Here is a 24,872-nt window from a genome sequence, read left to right on the forward strand (position 1 = left end):
TATCTATCGGAAGGAGTCGTTTTAGCATGCAAGTACTAGTAGCAGGAGCAAACGGACATACAGGCCGTTTACTTATTCAATATCTAAAAGAAGATGGTCATGAGCCATTTGGTCTGGTACGTAAGGAAGAACAGAAGGCAAAGATTGAAGAACTTGGAGGAACTCCAGTATTAGCGGATCTTACTAAGGATGTAGGTCACGCAATTAAAGGTAAAGATGCTGTTATCTTCGCAGCAGGTTCCGGAGCAAGCACAGGAGCCGATCAAACTGAAGCGGTTGACCGCGACGGTGCCATTAACTTGATCAAACACACAGAAAACTTAGGCATTAAGAAATTCATTATGCTGAGCTCCATGGCTGCCGGAGATCCTGAGCGCGGCCCTGAAGAATTGAAGCATTATCTACAAATGAAAGGCGAAGCGGATGATTATTTGAAGTCCACTGAACTCGACTTTACAATTGTCCGTCCAGGCGGTCTAACGCATGAAGAAGGAACCAGCAAAATTAAAGTAGGCGAAACGGTCGAACAAGGTTCCATTCCTCGCGCAGATGTGGCCAAAACCATGATCGCTGCTCTACAAGAACAAAGCGTTTTCCATAAAACGTTTGAAATGATCTCAGGCGACACTCAAATCGAAGAAGCTCTACGCTCTCTATAATTAGGTATAAAAGCCATCTCCGCCTGGAGGTGGCTTTTTTGTTTTCTTTTAGTTTTGAAATAAATCGAGAAAAAATAGATAAAAATACGGAGGAACGGTGTGATTTGATATAATGTACATACTTATGCGCTTTAAAGGAGTTGTGCACATTGAAAGGTTCATTAATTAAACAACATCGTAAGTTCAATAATATGACCCTCGAAGATTTGGCGACGGGTATATGCTCGGTCTCTTACCTGAGTAAGATTGAACATAATACCATCAACGCCAGTCAAGAAATATACAGACTCCTTGGAGAACGTTTACATATCAAGCTGAACGATATTAATCAGGATTTTGATGAAAAGATTTATCAAGATCTGCGGGAATGGCATGAAGCTGCTCAGCTAAGAGATTTGTCTTTAATGGATGAATTGAAAAGAAAATGCGAGCTTGCTTTGGAAGATAATCACAATATCGAATTAGTACATTTATATAAAATCTTTCATGCCCGCCATGTTCTTACAAAGGAAGATAAGCTGCTTAGTAAGAATTGGCTTAAAGAATTGGCAGACATTTTCCCTGACTCTACGTTAGAGTTCCAATTCTTCTATCATAAGACATTAGGGATTAATTATTTGATGATGGATAAGGTAAAAGATGGTTTACACCATTTTTTAAAAGCTAATCAACTGATGGAAAAACTTCCGATCATTGAATATGAAAACTATTTTCATATTTCACTCGCCTATTTAAAAACTCGGTCTTCTATTGAGTCTATTTATTATGGAGAGAAAGCTATTGAAGGGTATAAGAATAATCTTAATTATTCTAGGCTAGTGGACAGTTTCATGATCGTTGCTTTGAACTACAGATATTTGAATATTCATTCCGTAGCAGAGGAATATTTTCTAAAATTACTCAAGTTTGCTAAATATCATCTTCCCCAGTTGGAAAAAAGAAGAATCTTTCATAATCTAGGTTATATCTATGCTAATCAAGAAAAATACCAAGAAGCCTTACATTATTTACAAAAGGCACAGGATATTGAAACGTCTGAAAAATATTTCGAGATTAGCACCCTCTATCTACTCGCCTCTACAAGTTACTACTGTAACGATCTGAAAGCGACGTGGGATTATATACGCTTAGGCGAGCAAGAAGCAAATGACTCTCGTAGTATATTTTTCATTCATAAGTTTTCCGTGTTACGTCATACCATTCAAAACACAACGCATAATGATGAATTTATCGATCAGCTTGAGAATGAAATTATTCCAAGTATGCGAGAACTAAACGAATACGAAGATTATAAAACCTACCTGGAAATGCTCGGGAATATTTTTTACCAAAAACGATTATATAAGAAATCAGCCATGTGCTTTAAAGAAGCCAACAACTTTAGGTTTACCCAAAAAAAAGATTTGTTATAAAAAAATCAGGAGCAGCTGCTCCTGATTTTTATATACGAACTAAATTCTTTTTCCAATTACGGAATTCCAGTTCATTAAATTTAGCTTCCATTTTTTCATCATCAATATAAAATAGGGCGTCCTCAAGGGAACAGTTAACATCTGCCTCACAATTAATCCTGGCAAGCTCTCTGGATAAGTGAAGCATTTCTAAATCTTGCTCAATCTTGGCCCGTTGCCCCTTTGTCAGCTTATCTAAATTTTCAAGAATACCTTCTATGGTCTGGTGCTCCATTAAAAGTTTAAGAGCCGTCTTTTCTCCGATCCCTTTTACTCCAGGATAGTTATCACTACTGTCTCCCATTAAAGCTTTCAAATCTACCATTTGAGAGGGTGCGATCCCTTTTTCTTCGTAAAAGGAGTCTTGATGATATTCCGCATAATTACCGTATCCTTTTTTCAATAAAACTACGTGAACATTGGGCTGCAATAATTGAAGCAGGTCCTGGTCACCTGTGAGCAGAAACACTTGAGAGTGCTCACTGTAAAGTCGGCTTAATGTTCCCATACAATCATCTGCCTCATAACCAACCTGCCCCACATTTGGTATATTGAGAGATTCGACCACCTCTTTAGCCAGATCAAACTGTGGAATTAATTCCTCTGGCGGGGCCCCGCGGTTAGCTTTATAATCCGGAAATAAATCATTGCGGAATGTCTGACTTCCCATATCCCAGCAGCACACTACATGCGTAGGCTGATAGGTTTCTATAGCTGTAAAAAGGTGCTTCACCATGCCATAAACGGCATTGGTTGGTGTCCCCTTACTATTAATCATATAATAATTGCTCATGGCTGTAGCATAGAAAGCACGGAATAATAAAGCCATCCCGTCCACAACCATAATTCGGTTCGTTGTTGTCATTCACCTGTTCCCCTTTATTGTTAAGTTGACTCCATTATAACAAAAAGGAGCAAGCAGGCACCAAAACGTTTATACCCCTCTTTCCTTCTAATAATTGACAAAATTCTGATAACATGCTAGTTTCAAGATAAGTGTCTGCTCTTTACATAAAGTCCTTTGTAAGCGTTTACACTTTACTACACATTGAGGAGGAGTAAGAATGGTCTATGCATTTCCGAATACGGAAGGATCGATTGTCCAATACAAAGAGCGTTACGATAACTTCATTGGTGGTAAATGGACGCCCCCGGTAAACGGGGAATACTTTGAAAACGTGACACCTGTCACAGGTCAGAACTTCTGTCAGGTGGCCCGTTCCACAGAAGAAGATGTGGAATTGGCTGTTGAAGCTGCCCATCAGGCAAAAGATGCCTGGGGAAAAACCTCTGTGACCGAACGATCGCTGATCCTTAATAGGATCGCAGACAGAATGGAAGAGAACTTAGAAAAATTGGCAGTAGCTGAAACTTGGGAAAATGGAAAAGCGGTGCGGGAAACTTTAAATGCAGATATCCCTTTAGCTGTCGATCATTTTCGCTATTTCGCCTCTGTTATTCGTGCTCAGGAAGGATCAATTGGCGAAATTGATCAAGATACAATTGCTTATCATTTCCACGAGCCGCTGGGAGTTGTAGGTCAGATCATTCCGTGGAACTTTCCTATTTTAATGGCTACATGGAAGATTGCACCAGCTCTTGCAGCAGGGAATGCGATTGTACTTAAACCAGCCGAACAGACTCCGGCATCGATTATGTACTTACTCGAATTGATCGAAGACCTCCTTCCTGCCGGTGTTCTAAACATAGTAAATGGATTCGGACTTGAAGCAGGTAAGCCTCTGGCTCAGAATCCACGCATCAATAAAGTAGCTTTTACTGGTGAAACCACAACCGGACGCATGATTATGCAGTATGCTTCCCAGAACATCATCCCTGTCACGTTAGAACTTGGAGGCAAATCTCCAAATATCTTCTTTGAAGATGTGATGCGCGAAGATGATGACTTCTTAGATAAAACCATTGAAGGCATGGTCATGTTCGCATTAAACCAGGGTGAGGTCTGTACATGTCCATCAAGAGCTCTTATACAGGAATCGATATATGATCAGTTTATGGACCGTGCTATTGAACGTGTGAAAGCCATCAAAACAGGTAATCCACTGGATCCTGAAGTTATGATGGGAGCTCAGGCTTCCTCTGAACAGCTGGATAAGATCTTATCTTACCTGCAAATTGGCAAAGAGGAAGGTGCAGAATGCCTTGTCGGCGGCGAAAGAAACCAGCTGGACGGCGATTTCAAAGATGGCTACTATGTGAAGCCTACCATGTTTAAAGGAACCAACGACATGCGTGTCTTTCAGGAAGAGATTTTTGGACCTGTTCTTTCTGTGACCACCTTCAAAGACAAAGAAGAAGCCATGTCCATTGCAAACGATACACTGTATGGTCTGGGAGCCGGAATATGGACGCGGGATATGAATACGGCCTATCGTTTCGGCCGGGGAATTGAAGCCGGTCGAGTCTGGACCAACTGTTACCATACTTACCCTGCACATGCAGCCTTCGGAGGATACAAAATGTCTGGTGTTGGGCGTGAGAACCATAAAATGATGTTAAGCCACTATCAACAGACCAAAAACATGCTCGTCAGCTACAGCCCTCAGAAACTAGGATTCTATTAATCTAAAATGAGGAGGTGACAAAAGATGGTCGAACGTGTGACTGCGACTGATGCCGCCCTCGAATTGATTGACAAGCTGAAAGATAAGCATGGACCTTTGATGTTTCATCAGTCCGGAGGGTGTTGTGATGGAAGTTCGCCAATGTGTTATCCGGATGGTGACTTAATGATAGGCAAACAGGATATTCTATTAGGCGAAATTGGTTCTTCCCCCTTTTATATAAACAAAAAGCAGTATGAATACTGGAAGCATACTCAACTGATTATTGATGTGGTAGATGGGCGAGGAGGAATGTTTTCTTTAGAAGGCGTAGAAGGTAAAAGATTCTTATCAAGGTCACGCGCTTTTACAAAAGAAGAAGCAGCAGAACTTCAAAGCGCAGACCAATAAGGAACAGCCCTCTTTATTGCATGAAGAGGGCTGTTTTATATTGTTTTTTTACGAAGAAACTGCAGGAGAATTTGATTATAAATCACTGGCTGATCTTTATGGACGGAGTGACCGGCAAAAGGAAGTACTGCTTTATGAATAGAAGGACAAGCTCCGTAAATGGAAGCGCCAGATGCTTCATACTGAACGGACTCCCCTGCTATGAAAAGGACAGGCACCCTCAGGTCTGGTAAACCTTCCGATAAATAAAACGGGTACCAGTCCGGGTTTCTTGCCAGGTAAATAAATTCTCTCCAGTTTGTATTATGAAGGAGATTATAATAATCTATCTGAGTCTTATCTCGAAGTAGACGTCTTTGTTTCTCGGTCTCTTTTCTATGCAACTGCTTCCAACGAGCAGGTTTTTTGGGATAAATGCCCGAAACCGTTAAACTCTTTACTCTTTCAGGGTGATTCTGGGCCAATAAAATCCCGGCAAATGCTCCTAAATCGCTGCCGATGATGTGAGCTTCATTCACTTGTAAATGTTCCATTGTTTCAGCGAGATCCTGAGCTGTATTCTCGAAGAAATGATTAAATTCATCACTAAAAGAATTGCCGTGGCCCCTTAAGTCAGGAAGGATTACCTGAAACTGATCACATAACTGGTCACACTGGTATTCAAAATCTGTAATCCCTGTTTCCAGTCTGCTATGAAGAAATATTACTGGCTCCCCTGTTCCTTTAATTGTGGTGTGAAGAATCATCGAATCCCCCTCTATTCGACCTTTTAAATAATTTAATAGTTTCTGTAACCTCACAGCCATTCCGTTGAAGTATGGAAAGCATAGGGTGGTTGTTTACACTTGTAGCTCCTACACTATATAACGCTCCAAATTCTTTTTTCAGCATGTCCAATCCCTGCCTATAAAGAACTGAGCCTTTCCCTTGGCCGCGAGCTTCCGGAACCAGTCCAAAATAAAACATCCGGCCTTCATTCTCTGTCCCGGGCTCAATGTGAGGCATTACCACACCAATAGCTTTCTTATTTTCATAAGCCACGTTACATGTATCTATGTAAGAAGAACCCAATTCCTTTTTCACGCTCTCTATTTGCTCATCCATACTTAAATATGGCGCAGCGTTTAAAGACCCTTCCATAGATCTTTGCCATACATCTTTAAAGTGTGCCACAGAGACCTCTCTCAACGATTTCATAGTAAAAACTGCCGCCTCATCCCCCATTCTGCTAAGATCAAAGCGTACAAAGATTCTCTCATCATGAAATTTGAATTGGCAGGATTCTAAATACTTCTCAACTTCTGCAGATCGGGCGCTGTTCACTAGTATAGTTAGATTATCCTCCTGCTGAATATCTTTATCTGAAACTAATAGATCCGTCAACTGACAAAGTTCCTGGTCTGTTAAGCGGCCGGTTTCTTCTATGGTTATAAAATTATCGCCTATTACAAATTTGACTTTTTCATAGAGATTTTGCTTCTGGTCCATAAATCCTCCTAAGATTTTACTTCTACACTGTTCCCCTATCATCCTACCTTATCTAAGCCGAATATGGTAATAACAATCACATTATTTTCATTTTATAATCCTTACGCGGTACAATATAGATTGAAATTACAAGAAAGGAGTTTTATCAAATGAACCGTGAAATACATTTAGTAGAAAGACCAAAAGCTGCACCTACGCATGAACATATTAAAGTTGTAGAAAATAACCAGCCTGAACCAGGTTCAGGAGAAGTACTCCTGAAGATGTTATACGTTTCCGTAGACCCTTACATGAGAGGTCGAATGAGCGATGCTAAATCTTATGTTGCACCTTTTCAATTAAACGAACCGATTGAAGGTGGGGCCGTTGCAGAAGTGGTGCAATCCAACGCTGATCAATTAAGTGAAGGCGACATTATTACTGGAATGCTTCCATGGAAAGAATATACAGTACAAAAGGCAGACGGCCTTCGTAAAATTGATCCGAGTCTCGGACCAATCACTACTTCTCTAGGTATTCTTGGGATGCCAGGACTTACCGCATATTTCGGCTTAATGGACATCGGACAACCTAAAGAAGGAGAAACGATTCTGGTCTCCGGAGCAGCAGGTGCTGTTGGTTCCACCGTCGTTCAAATCGGTAAAATCATGGGCTGCCGCGTTGTTGGTATTGCGGGCACAGAAGAAAAAACCAGTTATTTAAAAGAAGAACTAGGCGTAGACGCCACCATCAACTATAAAACCGAAAATGTTTCTGAAGCTCTTCAGGAGAAATGCCCGGACGGTATTGATGTATATTTCGATAACGTAGGCGGAGATATTTCCGATGCCGTCTATCCTCTTCTTAATAAATATGCAAGAATTGCCCAGTGTGGTGCCATTTCATCTTATAACGTTCCGAACGACCAGGGACCGCGTATTCAAATGCACTTAATTAAATCAAGTGTCTTAATTAAAGGATTCACTGTAGGGGATTATCAAAACCGCTTCTCCGAAGGTTTCCAGCAATTATCTAAATGGTTGAGTGAAGGAAAGCTCACTTACGAAGAAACGATCACCGAAGGGTTCGAAAACATTCCTGACGCTTTCTTTGGACTGTTTGAAGGAGCTAACCTTGGTAAACAGCTCGTTAAAGTAGCAGAACCTTCTCAAAAATCTTAATAGGTAATAGAGCAGGTGTACCCATTTTCGCCTGACTATTTGAGAGAGCGTACAAATATTGTGCGCTCTCTTTTTGTTTTATATCGAACCCATTCTCTTTGATCGAACATAAGGCACTAGGCAGCGCGCGACTCAAAAAGATTTCTTTCCTATTACAGATTCCCTACCGGCCCTATTGCGTAGTAATATACTATTACGAGAAGTTAACCATAAACTATAGCTGAGCCAAAAGAATTTAATTTACAAATTACCCAAAAAATGTACTCATTTCCAAAACATTTATGTTAACCTATATTAAAATGAGTTAACAAGGTGGGATTACTTTGAACTCCGAGAGCAGAAGACTTCGAATTATGATCAACTGCGCTATTTTTGCGGCCGTAACAGCTATACTGGCCCAAGTAGAAATTCCTCTTCCATTAGTTCCGATCAGCGGTCAAACGTTAGCGGTTGGATTAACCGCTACTATTCTAGGAAGCCGCCAGGGAGCGGCAGCAATGACTTGTTATGCTGCTTTAGGAGCAGCAGGCCTGCCTGTATTTGCAGGGTTTAAAGGCGGTGCTCAGGTTCTGGCTGGGCCTACGGGAGGCTATATCATTGGATTTATTGCTGCGGCATTTGTCACTGGGTATATCTTAGAAAAAACTTCATTCAACTTACCGATGGCTTTACTTGCTAATACGGCCGGAATGATGATCACTCTTTTGTTTGGCACTATTCAATTAAAGTTCGTTTTAGACCTTACTTGGGCACAAGCCCTTGCCGGTGGTGTATACCCTTTTATCGCTGTAGGATTGATTAAAGCTTTTCTGGCAAGCTGGCTTGGAATAACTGTCAGAAGACGTCTTGTACAGGCAAACTTACTTCTTTCTTCCCGGAAAGCTGTGGCTTAATTATTAGATCTACCCTATTGGAAGAAAGTTCGATCATGCTTGATATTGTCAGCAGTACCCTCTTAATTCTCCCGCTTTGAAAATAAGTAATTAACTTTTCCCGACTTTCGAACTGAAACTACCCTTCATTAAACTCCCCCTGCTTGTATCGAGGCGGTGGTGAGGGATTCGGCCCACAAAATCAAGAGAGGTTATAAATAAGCCAGGACTCCGTTCCGGCTTATTTTTTTACTTACACTCCATATTTAACTTGACCCTCTGCATAAAAGTAAAGTAAACTTAACGTTAAGTTTACTTTACTTTTATGCAATTGGAGGAAGCTATGAAAAATATCATCAGGGATCAGCGAATCGATCATCAATTGACCCAGGAGCGACTCTCAGAGCTGCTTAATGTGTCAAGACAGACGGTGATATCTCTTGAAAAAGGAAAGTATAAACCTTCTCTAATCCTTGCCCACAAGCTTGCCCAGATTTTTAACTGTCATATCGAAGATCTATTTATCTTTGAAGGAGATGAAAACATTGAATGACTTCTGGAATAACATGATTGGACTTACAGGATTGATTGTGGGGTTATCCATTGCACTGGCCGTTATTTTGATTAATCAAAAGTATATGAAGAAAAACAGACAACTTGATGAGCGCCAGCATACCATCAGTGTCCATGCTCGTGCAGGAGGCTGGATGGTTACCTCAGCCTTAATCATTATAGTCTGGGCAGTGGAAATCGTAGTAGAAGGAATTACCATTTCTTTCTTCCTGCTCACTTTTCTATATGTAGGGCATATGACGGCCTACGGACTCTTTGCTTATCACCACGCTGCAAATAACTAATTATAAGCCAAGAAGCTAAGGAGGACAGCTATGAATACGATCTCGCTCATGATTTTTCTTTTACTGTGTTTATTATTTCTTGGGAATGGAATTTACCAGGGTATAGCTAACGAGAGCTGGACAGCGCTTATTATAGCCATTATCGTTATTATTTTCGGTGCAAGAAGCATGTGGAAACGTCAAAACAAAAAACGCCCCCGTGACTAGGGGGCATTTCACTAGGAATATCTAGGGTATTCATAACGCCCGAACCATTGATATCGGTGGCTTGAAAACCATAGATAAAGAGGAGATCCGATAAGATTCAATCCTGGTAAATAAAGGAGAAGACCAATCAAAGAAACGGGCGGCAATACAAGCATCAATCTGCGTATCGTAAAAAAGCCTTTCTTAATCTCCCCCTCCTTCGTCAGCATATGAATCTCATCCAGGGTATTACGGCCTTCTAAGTAAGGATACTTCCCACTTTTCTCGATTGCTTGAACAGATACCCACTTAATTTGGTTCAGCCAGTCAAACTTGCTGAAAACTCTCTTAATCTGGTAACAGAAAGGACACTGAGCATCATAAAAAACCACATGTTTCATTCCATCATCTCCTTAGATCCATCACTATTCCACGAGATGGACTCTAATCCATCCGCGAACACTATTAATCATCCATATTTCCTGGAATTCTTCCAACTCTTCTTTCCTCAGAACCCGCTCCTTAAGTACTCCTTCGTCGACTAATTTTTTTCGGTAAGTGCCTGAAAGCAGACCGCACGAAATGGGTGGCGTGTAAAATTCTCCATTACATTTCACCACAAGGTTAGCTATCGTAAACTCTGTTAATTCACCTATTCGGTTCCAAAGCAAAACCATTTTTCCCTTCTTTTGATGTTCTTCGTAAACTTTTCTGTGAGTTGTTTTATGGAACAAAAAAGGGTCTTCCTCATCTACAGGATGATCGGCCAATTCAGCTTCTAAAGCTGAAGGGAATTCCTCTAATGGTGTGCACTCAATTACAGGGTTCCCTTCTTGATCCACCAACATCCTTACCTTATGTCCCCCATCTCGATAAAGAGAAATAATTTCACGTATTTTCCGTAGCAGCAGGGCCTGGTCAACTTTAAACCCAAAATAATCACTGGAATTTTGTACACGTTTCAGATGATAAGGAAGTAAAGGAATCCTTCCATCGTCCAATCTCATTGTTTCTAACAACCGGAATTGAGGCACAGTTTCTGTGAGAAGTTTCGCCTTTGTATGGATCTCCTTATACTCTCCCTCAGACGTAGATTCCCATGTCACTCCCCCGCCTGTTCCATAGGCCGCCGTTCCATTATTCAACATAACTGTACGAATCGGAACGTTAAAAACGGCTTCCTTTTCAGGGGTCATATATCCTATGGCTCCGCAATACACTTCACGCGGACTGCGTTCTAATTCTCGAATATATTCCATCGTCCGAACTTTTGGGGCGCCCGTAATAGACCCACACGGGAATAAAGCTTGAAAGACTTCCCACATACTGAAGGAACCATCGAGTTGTCCTTTTATCGTGGAGGTCATTTGATGGACGGTTGGATAAGTCTCCACCTCAAAGAGTTCAGGTACATGGACGGATCCTGGTAAAGCAATCCTGCCGAGATCATTTCGAAGTAAATCCACAATCATCAGATTTTCAGAGCGTTCCTTTTCTGAACGAAGAAGATCAGCTTTCCGTTTTTCATCTTCTACCAGAAACCTGCCCCGGGGAGCCGTCCCTTTCATCGGCTTCGTGGTAATCGTTCCATCATCAATACGGAAAAACAACTCAGGTGAAGCCGATAATAGCTGGTGTGTTCCCGTATTAATATAAGCACTGTATGAAGATTTCTGTGCATTAGCCAGTTGTCTGTAAAATGCATATTCATTTCCTGAGAAGTCGGCCTTCAGCCTGGTTGTGTAGTTTACCTGGTAAGTCTCACCACGCTTTATGGCCTTTTTTATCTCGCTTATTCCTTCTTTATACTGGCTGTAATCACCTTCCATAAGCCAGTCTGATACTTGAAACGACTCCGAATGGGAACTTAATCCACTAGAGACCGGTTCATTAAATATCCCAAACCATACCAGCGGCCATTCTGAGTCTGGGTGAACTTGTAAAGCTTCATCAAAGGCAGGGGCAGCTTCGTAGGAAACAAATCCTGCAGCGTAATAGCCTTGTTGCAACGCCTGCTCAACTTCAAAAAACGCTTGCTCCACCTGCTCGATCGTTTCAGCAGAGACAATACGCTCCGGGTCAGCAAATCTTTTAGGGCTCTTGTCTCCATAACGATCACTAAACTCGAATAATAAGGTTGGTCCGTTCATTGAAGCGATCCCTCCAGTTCCAAATTACTTTTGGAAACAGCGGAGTGATAGGCATTTACGAGCATCTGATACCCGTAATCTGTCATGATAGACTCTGGATGGAATTGTATCCCTTCTATAGGCAGTGTCCGATGCCTCACGGCCATCACTACTCCGTCTTCTGATACAGCACTAATTTCAATCATAGGAGGAAGCTCCTCCGGCGGGGTATGAAGGGAGTGATAGCGTGTGACTTGAATTGCCTCTGGAATGTTCTTGAAAACGGTATTCCCGTCGTGGTTGATTTTCGTGACTTTTCCGTGCATGGGCATGGCACCTGCTTTCACCGTGCCCCCAAAGAATTGAACGATTAATTGATGGCCTAAACATATACCTAGAATTGGTTTGGTCTGATGAAACTGTTCGACAACGTCCCGGCATACCCCCGTCTCTTCAGGTGACCCAGGGCCGGGAGACAGAACAATAAAATCGGGATTAAGACTTTTGATATCATCAATCGATATCTGATCGTTTCTATATACTTTTACATTTGTATCGATTTGTTTAAAGTATTGAACAAGATTATAAGTAAATGAATCATAATTATCTAAAATTAAAATCATAATAGCAGCACCTTCACTTGATGTAATGGTTTGTATTATCATTATACAAGCTTTCTCATTTGATTCTATAATTTCTTAGGGGAAAAATCATCACGTTATAGTAACGCTTTTACGTAAAAAAGAATCGAAAAAATTCTTTTCCTGTATTAGAATGAAAAGAAAGAATGCTCGGCGTTAGGATGATTAGGATGAACAAAGCTTTGTTGCGCTCCAAAAGTATCTGGACAAAAGTCCTTCTGATCGTACTTGGGATATCGATGCCTTTATGGCTCAGCGTAGAGATGTCCGGACTTGGCAGCTTAATGAGAAGCCTAAGAGAAGAGCCGGATGGAAGCACATTAATGTTGGCCGCTTTTGCTCTTGTCCTATTGAACACCATTCGCGCCCTTCCGCACTATATAGGGGCCCTGCTTCTAGGAGATGAGATTGGCGCCTATTATGGAAAGTCCTGGCTTAAGGTACTTATTCCCTTGTCCATTATTCCACTAAGTTACCTGATCATTAACGGGTATAACTCCATTAATTATCATTTCGGCGCCCCTGCCCTGCTTCTGTTATTGTCCATTATGCTTCTGCATATGCTCGGTAAAGGAAGGCTTCGTCCTGTTTTTAAATCCTTTGTGTTAGCGCAATTGCTCTTCGGGGTCCAATGGCTCGATACCGTATTATTTTTAAGTGCCTTTGGATTTGGAGGCGGGACGATTTCAATGGAAGTGAAGGCAATTGCTGAACAACTTGGCTTTGGCACGACGTTGTCATTTTACAGTCTGGTTTTCAGTGCCGTATTTATCGTTAACGCTATTGTACTGGCTGTTTATTTAACGGTCTCGGAACAGAAATGGAAAATGCGGCAGGACCTTGACATTGCCCGCCTGGAAATGGTGGAGTCACGTTCTGGTCGAGAAGCCCTGCACCTAGTGCATGACCTGAAAACCCCCCTTTCTCTAATGGAAGGGCTAAATTCATTAATTCAAATGAAAACAGAGGATCCTGAAATTCTCCGCTACACAGACAAAATCTCTTCTTCAATTCAATCAACCAGCGACATGGTTTCTGAAATCTTGTACCATGAGAAGAAAAATTGGTGTACATTAAAGACGTTCATTGAATATGTACGAGCTAATAAACTTTCTGATTCGGCGACCATTTATGATTTCGATCTAGAGGCAGATGAGAATATTCAGATCTATATTAATAAAATACGAATGACTCGAGCACTTGTGAACTTAATTGATAATGCAAGTGATGCCGTTGAAGGCCTGAGTGACGCTACCGTAACGATCTGCTCAAAAACAGGTGAAGGTGGTGTTTACATCGGTGTGAAAGATAATGGACACGGGATCAGTGAAGAAAATATAGAGAAAATCTGGAATGCCGGTTATAGTACCAAGTCTCACCCCGGGGTCGGCTTGACGTTTGTAAAAAATGTAGTCCAAGAACATGAAGCCGAATTGTCCATTGAGAGTGAACATGGAATTGGCACTACATTCTGGATTCATATACCGAAGGAGAGAGTGAATGATGAAGATCCTGATCATTGATAATGACGAATCCCTGCGCTTTATGCTGACGGAATTCTGTAAACATGCAGAATGGGAATCCGATACAGCAGTGAATGGCAGAGAGGGTATAGAGAAATTCCTGAACGGGGCATTCGATGTGGTGTTAGTTGATTATCATATGCCTGAGATGGATGGTTTACAGACCGTCCGTGAGCTGCGTAAGCATAATCAGCAGATCCCGATCCTTGTCCTGACGGTAGATGAAAGACAGGAAGTGGCCGATCGCTTCCTTGAAGAAGGCGCAACTGATTTCGCTTTAAAACCTGTGAAGGCTCCTGATTTAATATCACGGATTCGTCTTCATGCCCAAATTGCAAATATGAAGAGTGTCCAGGATGAAGAAGAGGATGTTTTCACGGTAAAAGGGATCAGTAAGGGGACACTGCAAACCGTTGCCAGTTTCCTGAAAGAACACAAAGCATCGATTTCAGTAGATGGTATTTCTAAAGAAGTCGGTCTTGCATACCCTACTGTTTACCGCTACCTCATGCATCTTTTAGAAGAAGGCAAAGTAAAGCAAGTTGTTAGTCACCAGAAAATCGGGCGGCCAAAAAAGCTGTATAAATGGTACACCCATTGAACAGTTTCTAAATCTCCAACGTGTGTCTCTAAGTGTAATATCATTTTGTAAGGGTACAATCTTACAGTAATGAAATACATTTCGCTCTAGTATATTACTATGACAAGCTATTTTAAGGGAGGACATCATGAGAACAGGAAATCCTGTATTAAAAAACGATACTTTCCGAAGTCGCAGCCAAGGTGAAACCATGACGCTTGGCGGTACGGTTGCGAAAATTGCACTCTTATTCATTTTTCTTTTAGGAACTTCGCTGTACACCTGGTATCAGTATTCTTTAGGAGCAGATGTGACGGCTATGATGCTGATCGGTGCAATAGGCGGGTTGATCTTTGCTTTGATTACGGCATTCATACCTAAGGCAGCTCCCATAACCGCACCGATTTATGCCGCACTCGAAGGCTTCTTTATTGGAGGTATTTCAGCCTTTTTTGAAAGCAGCTATCCTGGCATCGTTATTCAAGCGGCTTCCTTGACGCTCGCCGTTATGGGTGTGCTCCTCTTCCTATACGCGAGTCGAGTGATTAAAGTAACGAAAAACTTCCGACTGATGGTGGTATCCGCTACTCTAGGTATTTTTGTCGTTTATCTTATTAACTTTGTCATGAACATCTTCTTTGGAATGGAGGTTCCGTATCTTCATTCCAGTGGGCCAATTGGAATTGGTATTAGTCTATTTATTGTCGCCATTGCCGCGCTGAACCTTGTTCTGGACTTTGATTTTATTGAGGAAGGTGTAAACCGCGGTGCTCCGAAACATATGGAGTGGTACGGCGCTTTTGGGCTGATCGTTACACTCGTATGGCTATATATTGAAATTCTCCGTTTGCTACAAAAGTTGAGGAGATAATGAAAGGAGCCTTTCCATACGTGGAAAGGCTCCTTCTTCTACTTAACCCCATTCTTAGTCAAAAAATTCATTATTCCTGGCACTAGTTCCTCTGCTAAAGGTAAATCCGGATTCCCATATGTCTTCAGGTTCCCCTCCCGATCTTCGGGAGCCTTTTTCAAGACATGGTTCATACCTTCGATAAGGAGTAATTCTGCCTCAGGGTTAGCATCTGATAGAATTTGAGCATCTTTTTTAGTAACTTGAAGATCGTTTGTTCCATTAACAATAAGAGTCGGGATTTCCAATCCTTTCATCTGTTCAGCGGGATCATAGGCCATCCAAGAATGTAAGAAAGGCTGTACGGAAGGTTTGAACACACTCATTAGAGGATCACTTACTTCTTCAACGGTCTCCCCTTCTCTTAACCTCTCAAGGATTGTGAGGCTTTCCTGATATAAATCATCCGGCTGACTTTCAGAAAGCTGCTCTTCTAACAATTGATCAAACGTTCGTCCAGCTCCTGAGATGGATACAAAAGCATCCGTACTTCCTGATTCAGATGCAACCATACCAACCAGGGACCCTTGACTGTGTCCAATTACAACTACTTCGGAGAATCGTTTATCTTCATTAAGCTTATCTATCCATTGCTTAGCATCATCTACAAACTGATCGAAGCGTATATCCCCTTCCTTCGTAACGGCTTGAGCATTTTTGCCTGCTCCTCGTTTGTCGTACCGTACACTCGCCACTCCTCTATCCGCAAGTTCTTCCGCAAGAAGTTTCAGGCTATTGTTTTTTCCTTGTATGCCGGGACTGTTGCCATTACGATCCGTAGGTCCCGATCCAGGAATAATTAAAGCTACCGGGTGCTTTGAACCTTTTTCGGGTAAAAGCAGTGATCCATACAAAGTGCCGGTAATGGTTTCAATCGTCATAAAGTCTTCCTTACTCGCACTGGAGGAAGAATCTTTCTGTTTCTGTAATTCAAAGTTAAAATTCTGGCCGGACTGAGTAAACGTTCCTTTGATTACATCTTTTTCTACCGCTCCAATGAAACGAAGGGACTGGCCGGAAATAGACATTTGGAACGTAAGTTCTTTCCCGTTTAACTTTACTTGGTCCAGGGGATAGTCTTCTATATTTTGAGCGGGGATTGATATTTCACCTTGCAGCGTTTCCTCATCCCGAAACTCCACGATGATATTTATGGGCTGATCAGGCACTTGAATCGAACCACTCCACTCCCCCTCTACATAGTCCTCTCCCACTTTATCACTTCCTTCGGATGTCTGATTTCCTTCACTACAGCCAGTTGTTATGAGCAGGATCAATAGGATGATCGGCAGCCAAACACGCATAATAAACCTCCCTTTTTATTCCAAAGATAAGGGTCTCATTCAAAAGAATATTCCACAATATATGTTATAACAATTTAATAATTAACCTATTTATAACATATGTGTCCGTGAAAATCTTTAATTTCCTGGCTTTATTAGAGGGTATTGTTAATATTTCAAGTTACATTCACTTTTCAGAAAGGATTCTTCATCGCCGCCAATTCGTACTATAAAAACAGCTTATAACGGTTAAAATGCACAATCTTCCAAGAGCAATCCTTTTATTGAATGAATAACAATTACCCTAAAAACAAAGTCAATTACTAAAGACGCATAGTCTCTTGTGAGACCATGCGTCTTTCTTATAATCCGGGCTACGCTTCTTTTAATTGGCTTGACTTCTTACTGTTCATAAACAAGGTAGTGATCAGCATAAGAAGCAAGAATATAAGCACGATACTGAATCCTCCAGCCTGGCCGAATATTTCAGAGGCCAAGCCGACAATATAACCTGCAATACCACCGCCGATACCGGAAGCAATGTATATTAAACCAAGTGCAGAACCCCCTGTCTTGGAAAGCTGTGTACCAAAAGCTGTGGCCGTAGGGAATAATGTTGAGAAAAACAGACCTGCACCGGAGAATAAATAAGGGAAATCATTAGCAAACACGAAGCTGATTCCTACCATGAGCAAGGAGCCGGCAGAGAATGTAATCAATATAACACGTTCATTGATCCAGCTGGTCAGGTAAGCAATTGCGAGTCTGCCTGCCATAAAGAATACAGAGAACAGAGATAGAATGGTTGCTACCATGTCTTCTTTGGCTTCAGTAGAAATCCCGCCTAAATCAAGAGATTTAAGATAAGTCGGGAAGAAGTTCATAAAGGATACTTCCGCCGAGACTTCAAAAACTAAGAAAAACATAAGAAATACGAATTGTGCATCTTTTAACATAGGAATAAAGGCTTTCAAATCAATCTTCTCAGCTTTTCCAGACGGGAAATGAACGGAAGTAATGTAGATAATAACGGCTACAAGGCTTGCCGCAATCCCTATATAGAAATAACGCCAGGAAGCAAACTGGAAAAGATAATTTAAGAACTGTGGAAATACGACCATTCCTAATCCATATACACCCATAGCTAAGTTAAACATCTTGTTTTGTCGATCAGGGTATGCGGCCGGCACGATTGCGTTAGAAGCAACACCTAAAGAACCCAGACCGAAGCCGACAATCATATAAAACCCTAAAAAGAACGTAATATTAGGAGCAAGACCGGTACCTAGAAATCCAAGTCCCATAATAATTGAACCGATGATGGTCATAATGCGAAGCCCTTTTTTATCGGTATAGTACCCGATCAGTACACTGGCTAGTGTAAAACCTAATTGAAATATAAAAACGACAAGACCGAATTGGCTCATATCAAGTCCTAAATCCTGTTCTACCTGATCAAGCACAATTCCTTTTGTATTCGTCACCCCACCCGATATAAACTGGGTAAACATTAGGATGACAAGAGCGTGAATACTCTTTCCTCGGGACATGTGAGTTACCTCCTGATGATTGTAATATATATCAACCTGTTTGATTGCTTGGAGGGTTTTCCCACGGTTTCTTTACTTAAAACTATAAAAATAAATGTAAACGATTTATTATATTAAAAAAATTTATACACCTATTATTTTCATTCTATTGACCTATAATAGTTGTGATAAAATGACAATCAGGCAGTGTTTCTAAATAGGAGGTCGGCTGCCCCCTTATCGAAATCGAAAGGGGGTGATGCCTTTTTTGAGTATCTATGAGGTGTTCATGGTTCTATTTTCCTTTGGAACTTTCCTTATTGCTCTGCTTGCGTTGGTCATAAAAATGACCAATAAAAAATAGACCTCCTGTCTGGTAACGGGAGAGGTCTATTCCTCAAGTGAGTAGCCGATCCCTAAGGAACAGCTGCCTGTCTGGCCGCAGTGGACGCTGCGGCCTTTCGAATGTTCAATTCTGACTACATTATACCACAAGTATATGCCTTCATCCATCACCCTATAACAGGAGGTTTCTTGTTTATGTAATCGTTTAAGAATATTCTATGCTTCTCAAATAGTTGATCCGGCAATTGATCCAACGGAAAAAAGCGGGCATCTAATGTTTCTCCATCCTGAAAATTAAAGGTCCCGGTAAACTCTTTGCAAGTAAATAAAATCTGGACGAGAGCGACCTGATCCCCATTGGGAAACGTTTTATGCAGTTCTGTCCCTGAATACACACCAAACAGTTCCATTTCTCCAAGCTCAAGTCCTGTTTCCTCTTTCGTTTCCCGTCTGGCTGCGTCTTCCACTTTTTCATCCATCTCCATAAAGCCTCCCGGCAGCCCCCACGTCTGCGTATCAGCCCTTAATTGTAGAAGCACACGGTTGTGTTTATCTATAACAAATGCACCGCATACGGTCATAATGACACGCTCTTTCCCTACTTTCGAACGGATGTATGTAATATAGTCCATAAATAATGTACTCCCTTATCTTTATTTACACGCGCTTTGTTCAATTCGTTTGTACTTCTCATTGAATCACTTTCTTATTTCCCCATTCAAGTTATCCGGACTTTATTAAAGGAGGAGCCCCTCTCCAAAGCCTGTGTTAAAATAAATCATATGGTAATATTTGTTTGACCTGAGGTGGTAAAATATGGACGCACTTACCATGAGTTGCTTTTCAATTGAATAGTGAAGTCTTCAACGACTACAGGATACTTAAAAAATAGACAGCAGTAAAAACTCTCATTTGAAAGCGAGGCATAACTTTGAAACGGATCCTTACAGCTATTGGACTAACGCTTGTGGTGGTGTCAGCTATCCTTCTAATAACGAACATCAGAGGGGATACTCAGAACGAGTCAAAAGAGGCAGCTCCCCACTCCCAAATGCCATTAAGAGCGAACGAAAAGAAAAGTTCTCTCTCCCCTCTCTTACATTGGTCTATGGAACAAAAAGTCTCCCAGACCCTGTACATTGGTGTCCAGGGACTTACTTTAAGTAATCAGGAGAAAGAAATGATCAGCCAGAATCAGGTCGGAGGTGTGATTTTACTCGGGCGAAATGTTGAGAGCGCCCCACAGCTAAGAGATTTAGTCGATTCCATTCGCCAGGCAAATGCGACCAATCCTACTCCCCTTTTCTTAGGGATAGATGAAGAAGGCGGACGGGTAAGCCGAATTCCGGACAGCGCCATCATGAATCTTCCTGCCAGCAAAAAAATTGGGGACACAATCGATACAGAGCTTGCTAGACATACAGGACGACTATTAGCTGAAAAAGTGAAAGCATTTGGCTTTAATATGAACTTTGCACCTGTACTTGATATCGTAAACAACCCGAGTAATCAGGTGATAGGAGATCGTTCCTTCGGCGAAACTCCAGAGCGCGTGAAAAATATGGGCATTCCTGCGATGCAAGCCATACAATCAGAACGGGTAATTCCCGTGGTCAAACACTTCCCAGGCCATGGAAACACGTCTGTGGATTCACACTATGACCTTCCTGTCGTGGAGGAATCTATAGAAGAGTTACGGGATTTCGAATGGGTACCTTTTCAGACGGCTGTTGAACAAGGAGCAGATGCTATTATGACCGCTCACATTTTATTCCCTGAACTGGATCAGCAATACCCTGCCACTCTTTCTAAAACCATTATTACAGGGATTCTTCGAGAACAGCTTGATTTCAATGGGCTTGTCATTACGGACGATATGGCTATGGGAGCTATCTCCAATAATTATGGAACAAGTGAAGCTGCCGTACTCTCGATACAAGCAGGAGCGGATATGGTTTTATTAACAGATACAAGTCAATTTCAGAATGTGAAAGATTCGCTTATTAAAGCCGTGAGGGACGGGCAAATTCCAGAAAGTCAGTTAAATACCAGCGTCACACGAATTCTTCAGAAAAAGGAAACTTACAAGTTAAGTGAACCATATGAGGAGACCGAAGAAATACCTCAGCTCAATAAGCGAATTGAAAAGATATGGAATCAAATCCAATAAGCGTGCTTCCCTTTAATCGTAGGGAAACACGCTTTTCTTTTTTAAATTTCTTTATAACGATACCACCAGGGTTTAGCTTCCTCAAGCTGGGCGGCTAATTTAAACAGCGTGGCTTCATCCCCAAACTTCGCCATAAAATGTGAGCCGATCGGCACATTTTGATCATTCCAGTACAACGGGACACTCATGGCAGGCTGGCCGGTCACATTGGCATTAGGAGAAAGGTGAGCATATTGAGCTGACACCGCGAGAATCTCATCAATCGTATTTTCTTCTCCATTATAGCAGCCAAGCGGCAATGCCGACTTAGAAGTAACCGGATGAAGCAGCACATCATAATTCTCAAAAAATCGATGAACTTTCTCACTTTCAGAAGCTAAGAACATTCGGGCCTGCTCGTATTCCATAGCTGTAAATCGAGAAGCTTTATCAATCAAGGTAGAGAGCATTCTTTCAAGATTCTCAGCAGATGGTGCTTTTCCATTCATTTGGGCAGCATCCTGAACAGCAAGCGCTCCTCCAAGCACCCAAACCGTCACGTATGCGTCCATGAAACGGTGCAAATCAAAATCAGGATAAGCAACTTCTACTTGATGTCCTAAGGATTCCAGCAAATGGGCAGTCTCATTCACCGCTTGCTGCACATCGGGTGCAATGTCCATCAATTCCCCGAAATCAGCCAGATAGCCTACTTTAAGGGTGCCTAACTCCTCTTTAAGTACCTCCGTGTAAGGTTTTTCGTAAGCAGGGGTAGCAAACAGATCACCCATCTGCGGACCTTCCAAAACATCGAGAAGTGCCGCACTGTCCCGAACAGAACGGGTTAGAGCGTGACTAACGGCGAAACTATTCAAACGCATGGAAAAAGGTGTCCTTCCCCTGGTCGGTTTGAGTCCAAACACTCCACAGTTCGATGCTGGAATTCGAATGGATCCCCCTCCATCACTACCGTGAGCAAACGGAACCATTCCAGATGCTACAGCCGCTGCAGCTCCCCCGCTTGACCCGCCCGGGGAATAGTTATGGTTCCAAGGATTCTTTGCGAAGCCAAGATGAACAGATTCCGTAGCGGGCGTAAAGCCGAATTCAGGTGTATTCGTTTTACCTAGAATCGTTAATCCTGCCTGCTTATAGCGTCTAACAATCTCATCATCTGCTGATGCTTTAAACCCCTCCATTATCTTAGAACCGTAGGAAAGCGGGTATCCTTCCATCGCATTTAAATCTTTAATTAGAAACGGAAGCCCTCTAAACACCCCATCTCTATTAATATTTGCTGCATTATCAAAAGTCTTATGTACAACTGCATTGAGCTCAGGATTCTTACGATCAATCATTTCCTTATAGTGATTAACAATTTCCTCAGGCTTCAATTTATTCTCTTCAATTAAACGCCGCTGCCCTGTCCCATCTAAGTCATGAAGTTCATATATTTCCATATAATCAACCTCCCTTTCCTTTCTAATTTTCTATGAAATACCATCAAAAATAAACTATTTACTACACCTCTGTCTTTTAACCTTAAGTAGAAAACAGTGAAGGACTTTCCACTAATAAATAAACAAGCCAGCGTTTATTTTCATCCAGCCAGGGAAAATTATAGCAAAGTCAAAGGAGAGGATACGTGAATGAAAACCCATTTCCCCCTTAGAAGTCGAAAGCTAGTTTGGATAATTGGATTCGCCTCTTTCCTTATTGTATTATTCACATTAAATTTAATTAGTGATACACCCTCTGTAAACCTTGCCCGAAGCTTCATTGCGTTTGGCGCTTCGCCCTTGTTTATCCTGTATGCGAACCAAAACCATCTCTGGTTTCGTAAATCCTTTCGATGGCTGGTCTCAAGCAGCCACCTTCTGCTTTCCAGTGCTTTCATTTTCTTTTTCGGTGTCTTAGTCAGCTTTGAAGCTTTCTCTATAATTCCCGGTGGATACGGCTTTTTTCTACATCTCTTCTTATTAGCTGTCTCCTCTGTTATCTATTGGGCGCCTTTGCTGCTTTCCTGCCCGTTTCACAAATCTAATTCATTCATGTCACGATTTGCTTATTTCACGCTTACCACTCTTGTATTTTTTATTTATCATGAAGTAGCTTTTTACTATTACGGTTCACGTCCTTCGGCGGGCTTCATGAATGCAGGCCTTGCCGCCATGCTTATCACTCTATTCTATATTATTACTCAATGGGCTAATGTGGAAAGCCATACCGACCGACCTACTGTAAAAGGATACGTGCATTCTTTGACGGAAGAAAAAAATTCATAAAAAAACAGCCAGCATAACTGACTGTTTCGTCTTAAAATAAGTTAGGACTAATTAATTCTGGCAGGTAAAAAGCCACTCCTGGAATGAAAGCAATGACCAATAGTACGACCAGGACCACTGCGATGTAAGGCAAAACAGCCACAAATGATCGTTCGACTGGAAGCTTTCCAATCTTAGCTGCTAACAATAGACAGAGTCCATACGGCGGCGTAACGAGCCCTACCGCTAAGGTCATGATGGTTATGATCCCTAATAATATAGGACTCACGTCAAAGCTGATCGCTACCGGAAGAATGACAGGAATAAACAAAATCATTGCCGGTATAGCATCCATAAATGTTCCTACAAACAGGAAAAAGCCAATGATGATTAATAGAAACAGCCATTTGCTGCCGATATTGTTCGTGAAGAACTGCTCAGCCCAGATCGACAACTGGTAATAACTCATTAATTCTCCCAGTGCATTAGCTGCTGCTAAGGCAAATAAGGAAAGAGAGCTTAACGTAAGAGTATCCACTAAAATCTTAGGGAAATCTTTAAGTTTTAATGTTTTATAATAAAACATTCCTACAAGGACCGTATATAAAGAAGCGAATGCTGCTGCTTCTGTAGCTGTAAAAATCCCGGTAACAATACCTCCAATTAATATTACAGGTGTCATTAAAGCAGGTATCGTATCTAGAAATTGCTTAACGAAGTTTTTCATGGAAGCCTTTTGATAAGTAGGGTAATTTCTTTTCAGTGCTAATACATAAACAATAATCATCATACCTAATCCGACCAGTATCCCAGGGATAATCCCTACCATAAATAGAGCACCAACGGATACATTAGTAAGACCCGCATATATAATCATAGGGATACTAGGAGGGATAATAACCCCGATGGTAGATGAAGCAGCAGTTATACCGACGGCATTCTCCGTATCATATCCCTGCTTCTTCATATTAGGAATAAGAATTTTACCTACTCCGGCTGTATCTGCCTGCGAAGCACCTGACACTCCTGCAAAGATCATCGATACTAAGATGTTAGCATGAGCGAGGCCGCCGCGTATGTGACCGACGATCGAGAGCGAGAAGTTAATTAGCTTTTGAGAGATCTGGCCACTATTCATGAGATTAGCCGCAAGAATAAATAATGGCACAGCAATTAACACAAAGGAGTCTAGACCATTTAACATTTTCACTGGAACAGTGACCTCCGGGATATAAGGAACATTGAAAATCCCGATCATCGCCACGATTCCGATGACAAACGCTATTGGTATCCCGATCAGCATTAATAGAATGAATAGAACGACTAGAATGGAACCAATCATTGGGCCGCCTCCTTCTGACTGAAGTTTTTAAGCGTTCTTACGATGTGGGCGAATGTATAAATCACCATGGTTCCCCCCATAATCGGAACAGAAATCCAAACATACCCCATCTTTAATTGCGGGAGCGAAACCCAATTGTAGTTCCAGAAGTTTAGTACCGCTTGCCAGCCATAGTAAGTAATAGCTAGTGTGAACACTAAAAGAATTGAATCATTTACCAAATATAAAGTACTTCTGCCCTTCCCTTTAAACTTCTTTAAAAGCATATCAAAATTGAAATGCTCTCTGCGGTTGAGCATGACAGAGGCCCCCATAAAAACGGCCCAGATAAAAGAGTACGTAGCCACTTCTTCTGTCCATACTGCCGACACTCCCATAAACCTTGTGACAACCTGGATCACAATCGTGATAAAGAAAGCGACAAGAAATAAAACGCCAATAACCAATTGAATTCGTTCTAATAATTTTATAAGCATGCTCTCACTTACCCTCCTTAAAGAAGACTAAAGGGAAGGACACAATGTCAACT

General features: G+C 41.6%; 27 protein-coding genes. 15 read left to right on the plus strand and 12 right to left on the minus strand.

The genetic code is table 11. The annotated features are described in order from the left end of the window. The first annotated feature begins 26 nt into the window (after positions 1–26). Together LCM11_RS18715 and LCM11_RS18720 are read left to right on the plus strand one after the other, a co-directional pair. On the plus strand, positions 27–659 hold the full coding sequence (locus tag LCM11_RS18715) for an SDR family oxidoreductase (RefSeq protein WP_224895793.1): 633 nt from the start codon (positions 27–29) through the stop codon (positions 657–659). Between the two features lie 149 nt (positions 660–808). Next, a complete protein-coding gene (locus tag LCM11_RS18720) occupies positions 809–2,071 on the plus strand; it encodes a tetratricopeptide repeat protein (RefSeq protein ID WP_224895794.1) in 1,263 nt (420 codons plus the stop codon). A gap of 28 nt (positions 2,072–2,099) precedes the next feature. On the opposite strand, the gene LCM11_RS18725 is transcribed toward LCM11_RS18720, so the two are convergent. Further along, entirely contained in the window at positions 2,100–2,975 is an 876-nt protein-coding gene (locus tag LCM11_RS18725) for a 5'-3' exonuclease (RefSeq protein ID WP_224895795.1), read from the minus strand. A gap of 199 nt (positions 2,976–3,174) precedes the next feature. Here LCM11_RS18725 and LCM11_RS18730 point away from each other — a divergent pair, with 199 nt between their 5' ends. After that, positions 3,175–4,695, plus strand: a complete 1,521-nt coding sequence (locus tag LCM11_RS18730) for an aldehyde dehydrogenase family protein (RefSeq protein ID WP_224895796.1) — start codon at positions 3,175–3,177, stop codon at positions 4,693–4,695. Positions 4,696–4,719: 24 nt separating this feature from the next. Then, positions 4,720–5,085: a DUF779 domain-containing protein gene (locus tag LCM11_RS18735; RefSeq protein ID WP_224895797.1), complete on the plus strand. Its 366-nt coding sequence runs from the start codon at positions 4,720–4,722 to the stop codon at positions 5,083–5,085. A gap of 35 nt (positions 5,086–5,120) precedes the next feature. Here the strand turns inward: LCM11_RS18735 and LCM11_RS18740 are convergent, their stop codons facing one another. Next, a complete protein-coding gene (locus tag LCM11_RS18740; RefSeq protein ID WP_224895798.1) occupies positions 5,121–5,831 on the minus strand; it encodes an alpha/beta fold hydrolase in 711 nt (236 codons plus the stop codon). Then, the gene (locus LCM11_RS18745) at positions 5,809–6,573 is read right to left on the minus strand and encodes a GNAT family N-acetyltransferase (protein WP_224895799.1); all 765 of its coding nucleotides are present in this window, start codon (positions 6,571–6,573) and stop codon (positions 5,809–5,811) included. Before LCM11_RS18745 ends, LCM11_RS18740 begins: the two co-directional genes overlap by 23 nt. Positions 6,574–6,722: 149 nt before the next feature. Here LCM11_RS18745 and LCM11_RS18750 point away from each other — a divergent pair, with 149 nt between their 5' ends. From LCM11_RS18750 to LCM11_RS18770, 5 genes are all read left to right on the plus strand, one after another. Continuing rightward, complete coding sequence (locus LCM11_RS18750; RefSeq protein ID WP_224895800.1) at positions 6,723–7,733, plus strand: NADP-dependent oxidoreductase; 1,011 nt, start codon at positions 6,723–6,725, stop codon at positions 7,731–7,733. A gap of 323 nt (positions 7,734–8,056) precedes the next feature. After that, positions 8,057–8,626 carry a biotin transporter BioY gene (locus tag LCM11_RS18755; protein WP_224895801.1) on the plus strand — a complete coding sequence of 190 codons (570 nt, stop codon included), beginning with the start codon at positions 8,057–8,059 and terminating at the stop codon, positions 8,624–8,626. Positions 8,627–8,948: 322 nt separating this feature from the next. After that, positions 8,949–9,158, plus strand: coding sequence for a helix-turn-helix transcriptional regulator (locus tag LCM11_RS18760; protein ID WP_224895802.1), 210 nt, complete (start codon positions 8,949–8,951; stop codon positions 9,156–9,158). Next, positions 9,151–9,462, plus strand: coding sequence for a DUF2178 domain-containing protein (locus tag LCM11_RS18765; RefSeq protein WP_224895803.1), 312 nt, complete (start codon positions 9,151–9,153; stop codon positions 9,460–9,462). The genes LCM11_RS18760 and LCM11_RS18765 overlap by 8 nt, the downstream gene beginning before the upstream one ends. Positions 9,463–9,492: 30 nt before the next feature. Then, complete coding sequence (locus tag LCM11_RS18770) at positions 9,493–9,669, plus strand: hypothetical protein (RefSeq protein WP_014645080.1); 177 nt, start codon at positions 9,493–9,495, stop codon at positions 9,667–9,669. 11 nt (positions 9,670–9,680) lie between these two features. On the opposite strand, the gene LCM11_RS18775 is transcribed toward LCM11_RS18770, so the two are convergent. The 3 genes from LCM11_RS18775 to LCM11_RS18785 are packed head-to-tail and all read right to left on the minus strand — an operon-like array spanning position 9,681 to position 12,400. Then, positions 9,681–10,049, minus strand: coding sequence for a thiol-disulfide oxidoreductase DCC family protein (locus tag LCM11_RS18775; RefSeq protein ID WP_224895804.1), 369 nt, complete (start codon positions 10,047–10,049; stop codon positions 9,681–9,683). 24 nt (positions 10,050–10,073) lie between these two features. Next, positions 10,074–11,798: an aminodeoxychorismate synthase component I gene (gene pabB, locus LCM11_RS18780; RefSeq protein WP_224895805.1), complete on the minus strand. Its 1,725-nt coding sequence runs from the start codon at positions 11,796–11,798 to the stop codon at positions 10,074–10,076. Beyond that, positions 11,795–12,400 (minus strand): anthranilate synthase component II, encoded by a 606-nt coding sequence (locus tag LCM11_RS18785; RefSeq protein WP_224895833.1) that lies wholly within the window; start codon positions 12,398–12,400, stop codon positions 11,795–11,797. The genes pabB and LCM11_RS18785 overlap by 4 nt, the downstream gene beginning before the upstream one ends. Positions 12,401–12,588: 188 nt before the next feature. Here LCM11_RS18785 and LCM11_RS18790 point away from each other — a divergent pair, with 188 nt between their 5' ends. The 3 genes from LCM11_RS18790 (at position 12,589) to LCM11_RS18800 (ending at position 15,392) form a co-directional block, all read left to right on the plus strand. Continuing rightward, the gene (locus LCM11_RS18790) at positions 12,589–13,941 is read left to right on the plus strand and encodes a sensor histidine kinase (protein ID WP_224895806.1); all 1,353 of its coding nucleotides are present in this window, start codon (positions 12,589–12,591) and stop codon (positions 13,939–13,941) included. Beyond that, entirely contained in the window at positions 13,919–14,542 is a 624-nt protein-coding gene (locus tag LCM11_RS18795) for a response regulator (protein ID WP_224895807.1), read from the plus strand. The genes LCM11_RS18790 and LCM11_RS18795 overlap by 23 nt, the downstream gene beginning before the upstream one ends. A gap of 127 nt (positions 14,543–14,669) precedes the next feature. Next, complete coding sequence (locus LCM11_RS18800; RefSeq protein ID WP_089751541.1) at positions 14,670–15,392, plus strand: Bax inhibitor-1/YccA family membrane protein; 723 nt, start codon at positions 14,670–14,672, stop codon at positions 15,390–15,392. A 38-nt stretch (positions 15,393–15,430) separates the two neighbouring features. On the opposite strand, the gene LCM11_RS18805 is transcribed toward LCM11_RS18800, so the two are convergent. Next, the gene (locus LCM11_RS18805; protein WP_224895808.1) at positions 15,431–16,735 is read right to left on the minus strand and encodes an alpha/beta hydrolase; all 1,305 of its coding nucleotides are present in this window, start codon (positions 16,733–16,735) and stop codon (positions 15,431–15,433) included. Positions 16,736–17,088: 353 nt separating this feature from the next. Beyond that, a complete protein-coding gene (locus LCM11_RS18810) occupies positions 17,089–18,264 on the minus strand; it encodes an MFS transporter (RefSeq protein WP_224895809.1) in 1,176 nt (391 codons plus the stop codon). Positions 18,265–18,502: 238 nt separating this feature from the next. On the opposite strand from LCM11_RS18810, the gene LCM11_RS18815 reads away from it, so the two are divergent. Beyond that, positions 18,503–18,607, plus strand: a complete 105-nt coding sequence (locus LCM11_RS18815) for a putative holin-like toxin (RefSeq protein ID WP_014645089.1) — start codon at positions 18,503–18,505, stop codon at positions 18,605–18,607. Positions 18,608–18,755: 148 nt separating this feature from the next. On the opposite strand, the gene LCM11_RS18820 is transcribed toward LCM11_RS18815, so the two are convergent. Beyond that, the gene (locus LCM11_RS18820; protein WP_224895810.1) at positions 18,756–19,220 is read right to left on the minus strand and encodes an NUDIX hydrolase; all 465 of its coding nucleotides are present in this window, start codon (positions 19,218–19,220) and stop codon (positions 18,756–18,758) included. A 299-nt stretch (positions 19,221–19,519) separates the two neighbouring features. Between LCM11_RS18820 and nagZ the strand changes: the two genes are divergently transcribed. Then, positions 19,520–20,758 carry a beta-N-acetylhexosaminidase gene (gene nagZ, locus LCM11_RS18825; protein WP_224895811.1) on the plus strand — a complete coding sequence of 413 codons (1,239 nt, stop codon included), beginning with the start codon at positions 19,520–19,522 and terminating at the stop codon, positions 20,756–20,758. A 41-nt stretch (positions 20,759–20,799) separates the two neighbouring features. On the opposite strand, the gene LCM11_RS18830 is transcribed toward nagZ, so the two are convergent. After that, complete coding sequence (locus LCM11_RS18830) at positions 20,800–22,197, minus strand: amidase (RefSeq protein WP_224895812.1); 1,398 nt, start codon at positions 22,195–22,197, stop codon at positions 20,800–20,802. A 189-nt stretch (positions 22,198–22,386) separates the two neighbouring features. On the opposite strand from LCM11_RS18830, the gene LCM11_RS18835 reads away from it, so the two are divergent. After that, positions 22,387–23,022 carry a hypothetical protein gene (locus tag LCM11_RS18835; RefSeq protein WP_224895813.1) on the plus strand — a complete coding sequence of 212 codons (636 nt, stop codon included), beginning with the start codon at positions 22,387–22,389 and terminating at the stop codon, positions 23,020–23,022. Between the two features lie 31 nt (positions 23,023–23,053). On the opposite strand, the gene LCM11_RS18840 is transcribed toward LCM11_RS18835, so the two are convergent. Both LCM11_RS18840 and LCM11_RS18845 read right to left on the minus strand, forming a co-directional pair. Then, a complete protein-coding gene (locus tag LCM11_RS18840; protein WP_224895814.1) occupies positions 23,054–24,343 on the minus strand; it encodes a TRAP transporter large permease in 1,290 nt (429 codons plus the stop codon). Then, a complete protein-coding gene (locus tag LCM11_RS18845) occupies positions 24,340–24,819 on the minus strand; it encodes a TRAP transporter small permease (protein WP_224895815.1) in 480 nt (159 codons plus the stop codon). The genes LCM11_RS18840 and LCM11_RS18845 overlap by 4 nt, the downstream gene beginning before the upstream one ends. Between the last annotated feature and the right edge of the window lie 53 nt (positions 24,820–24,872).

The organism is Halobacillus halophilus, assembly GCF_020171985.1.
GTDB classification, from domain to species: Bacteria; Bacillota; Bacilli; order Bacillales; family Halobacillaceae; genus Halobacillus; species Halobacillus halophilus_A.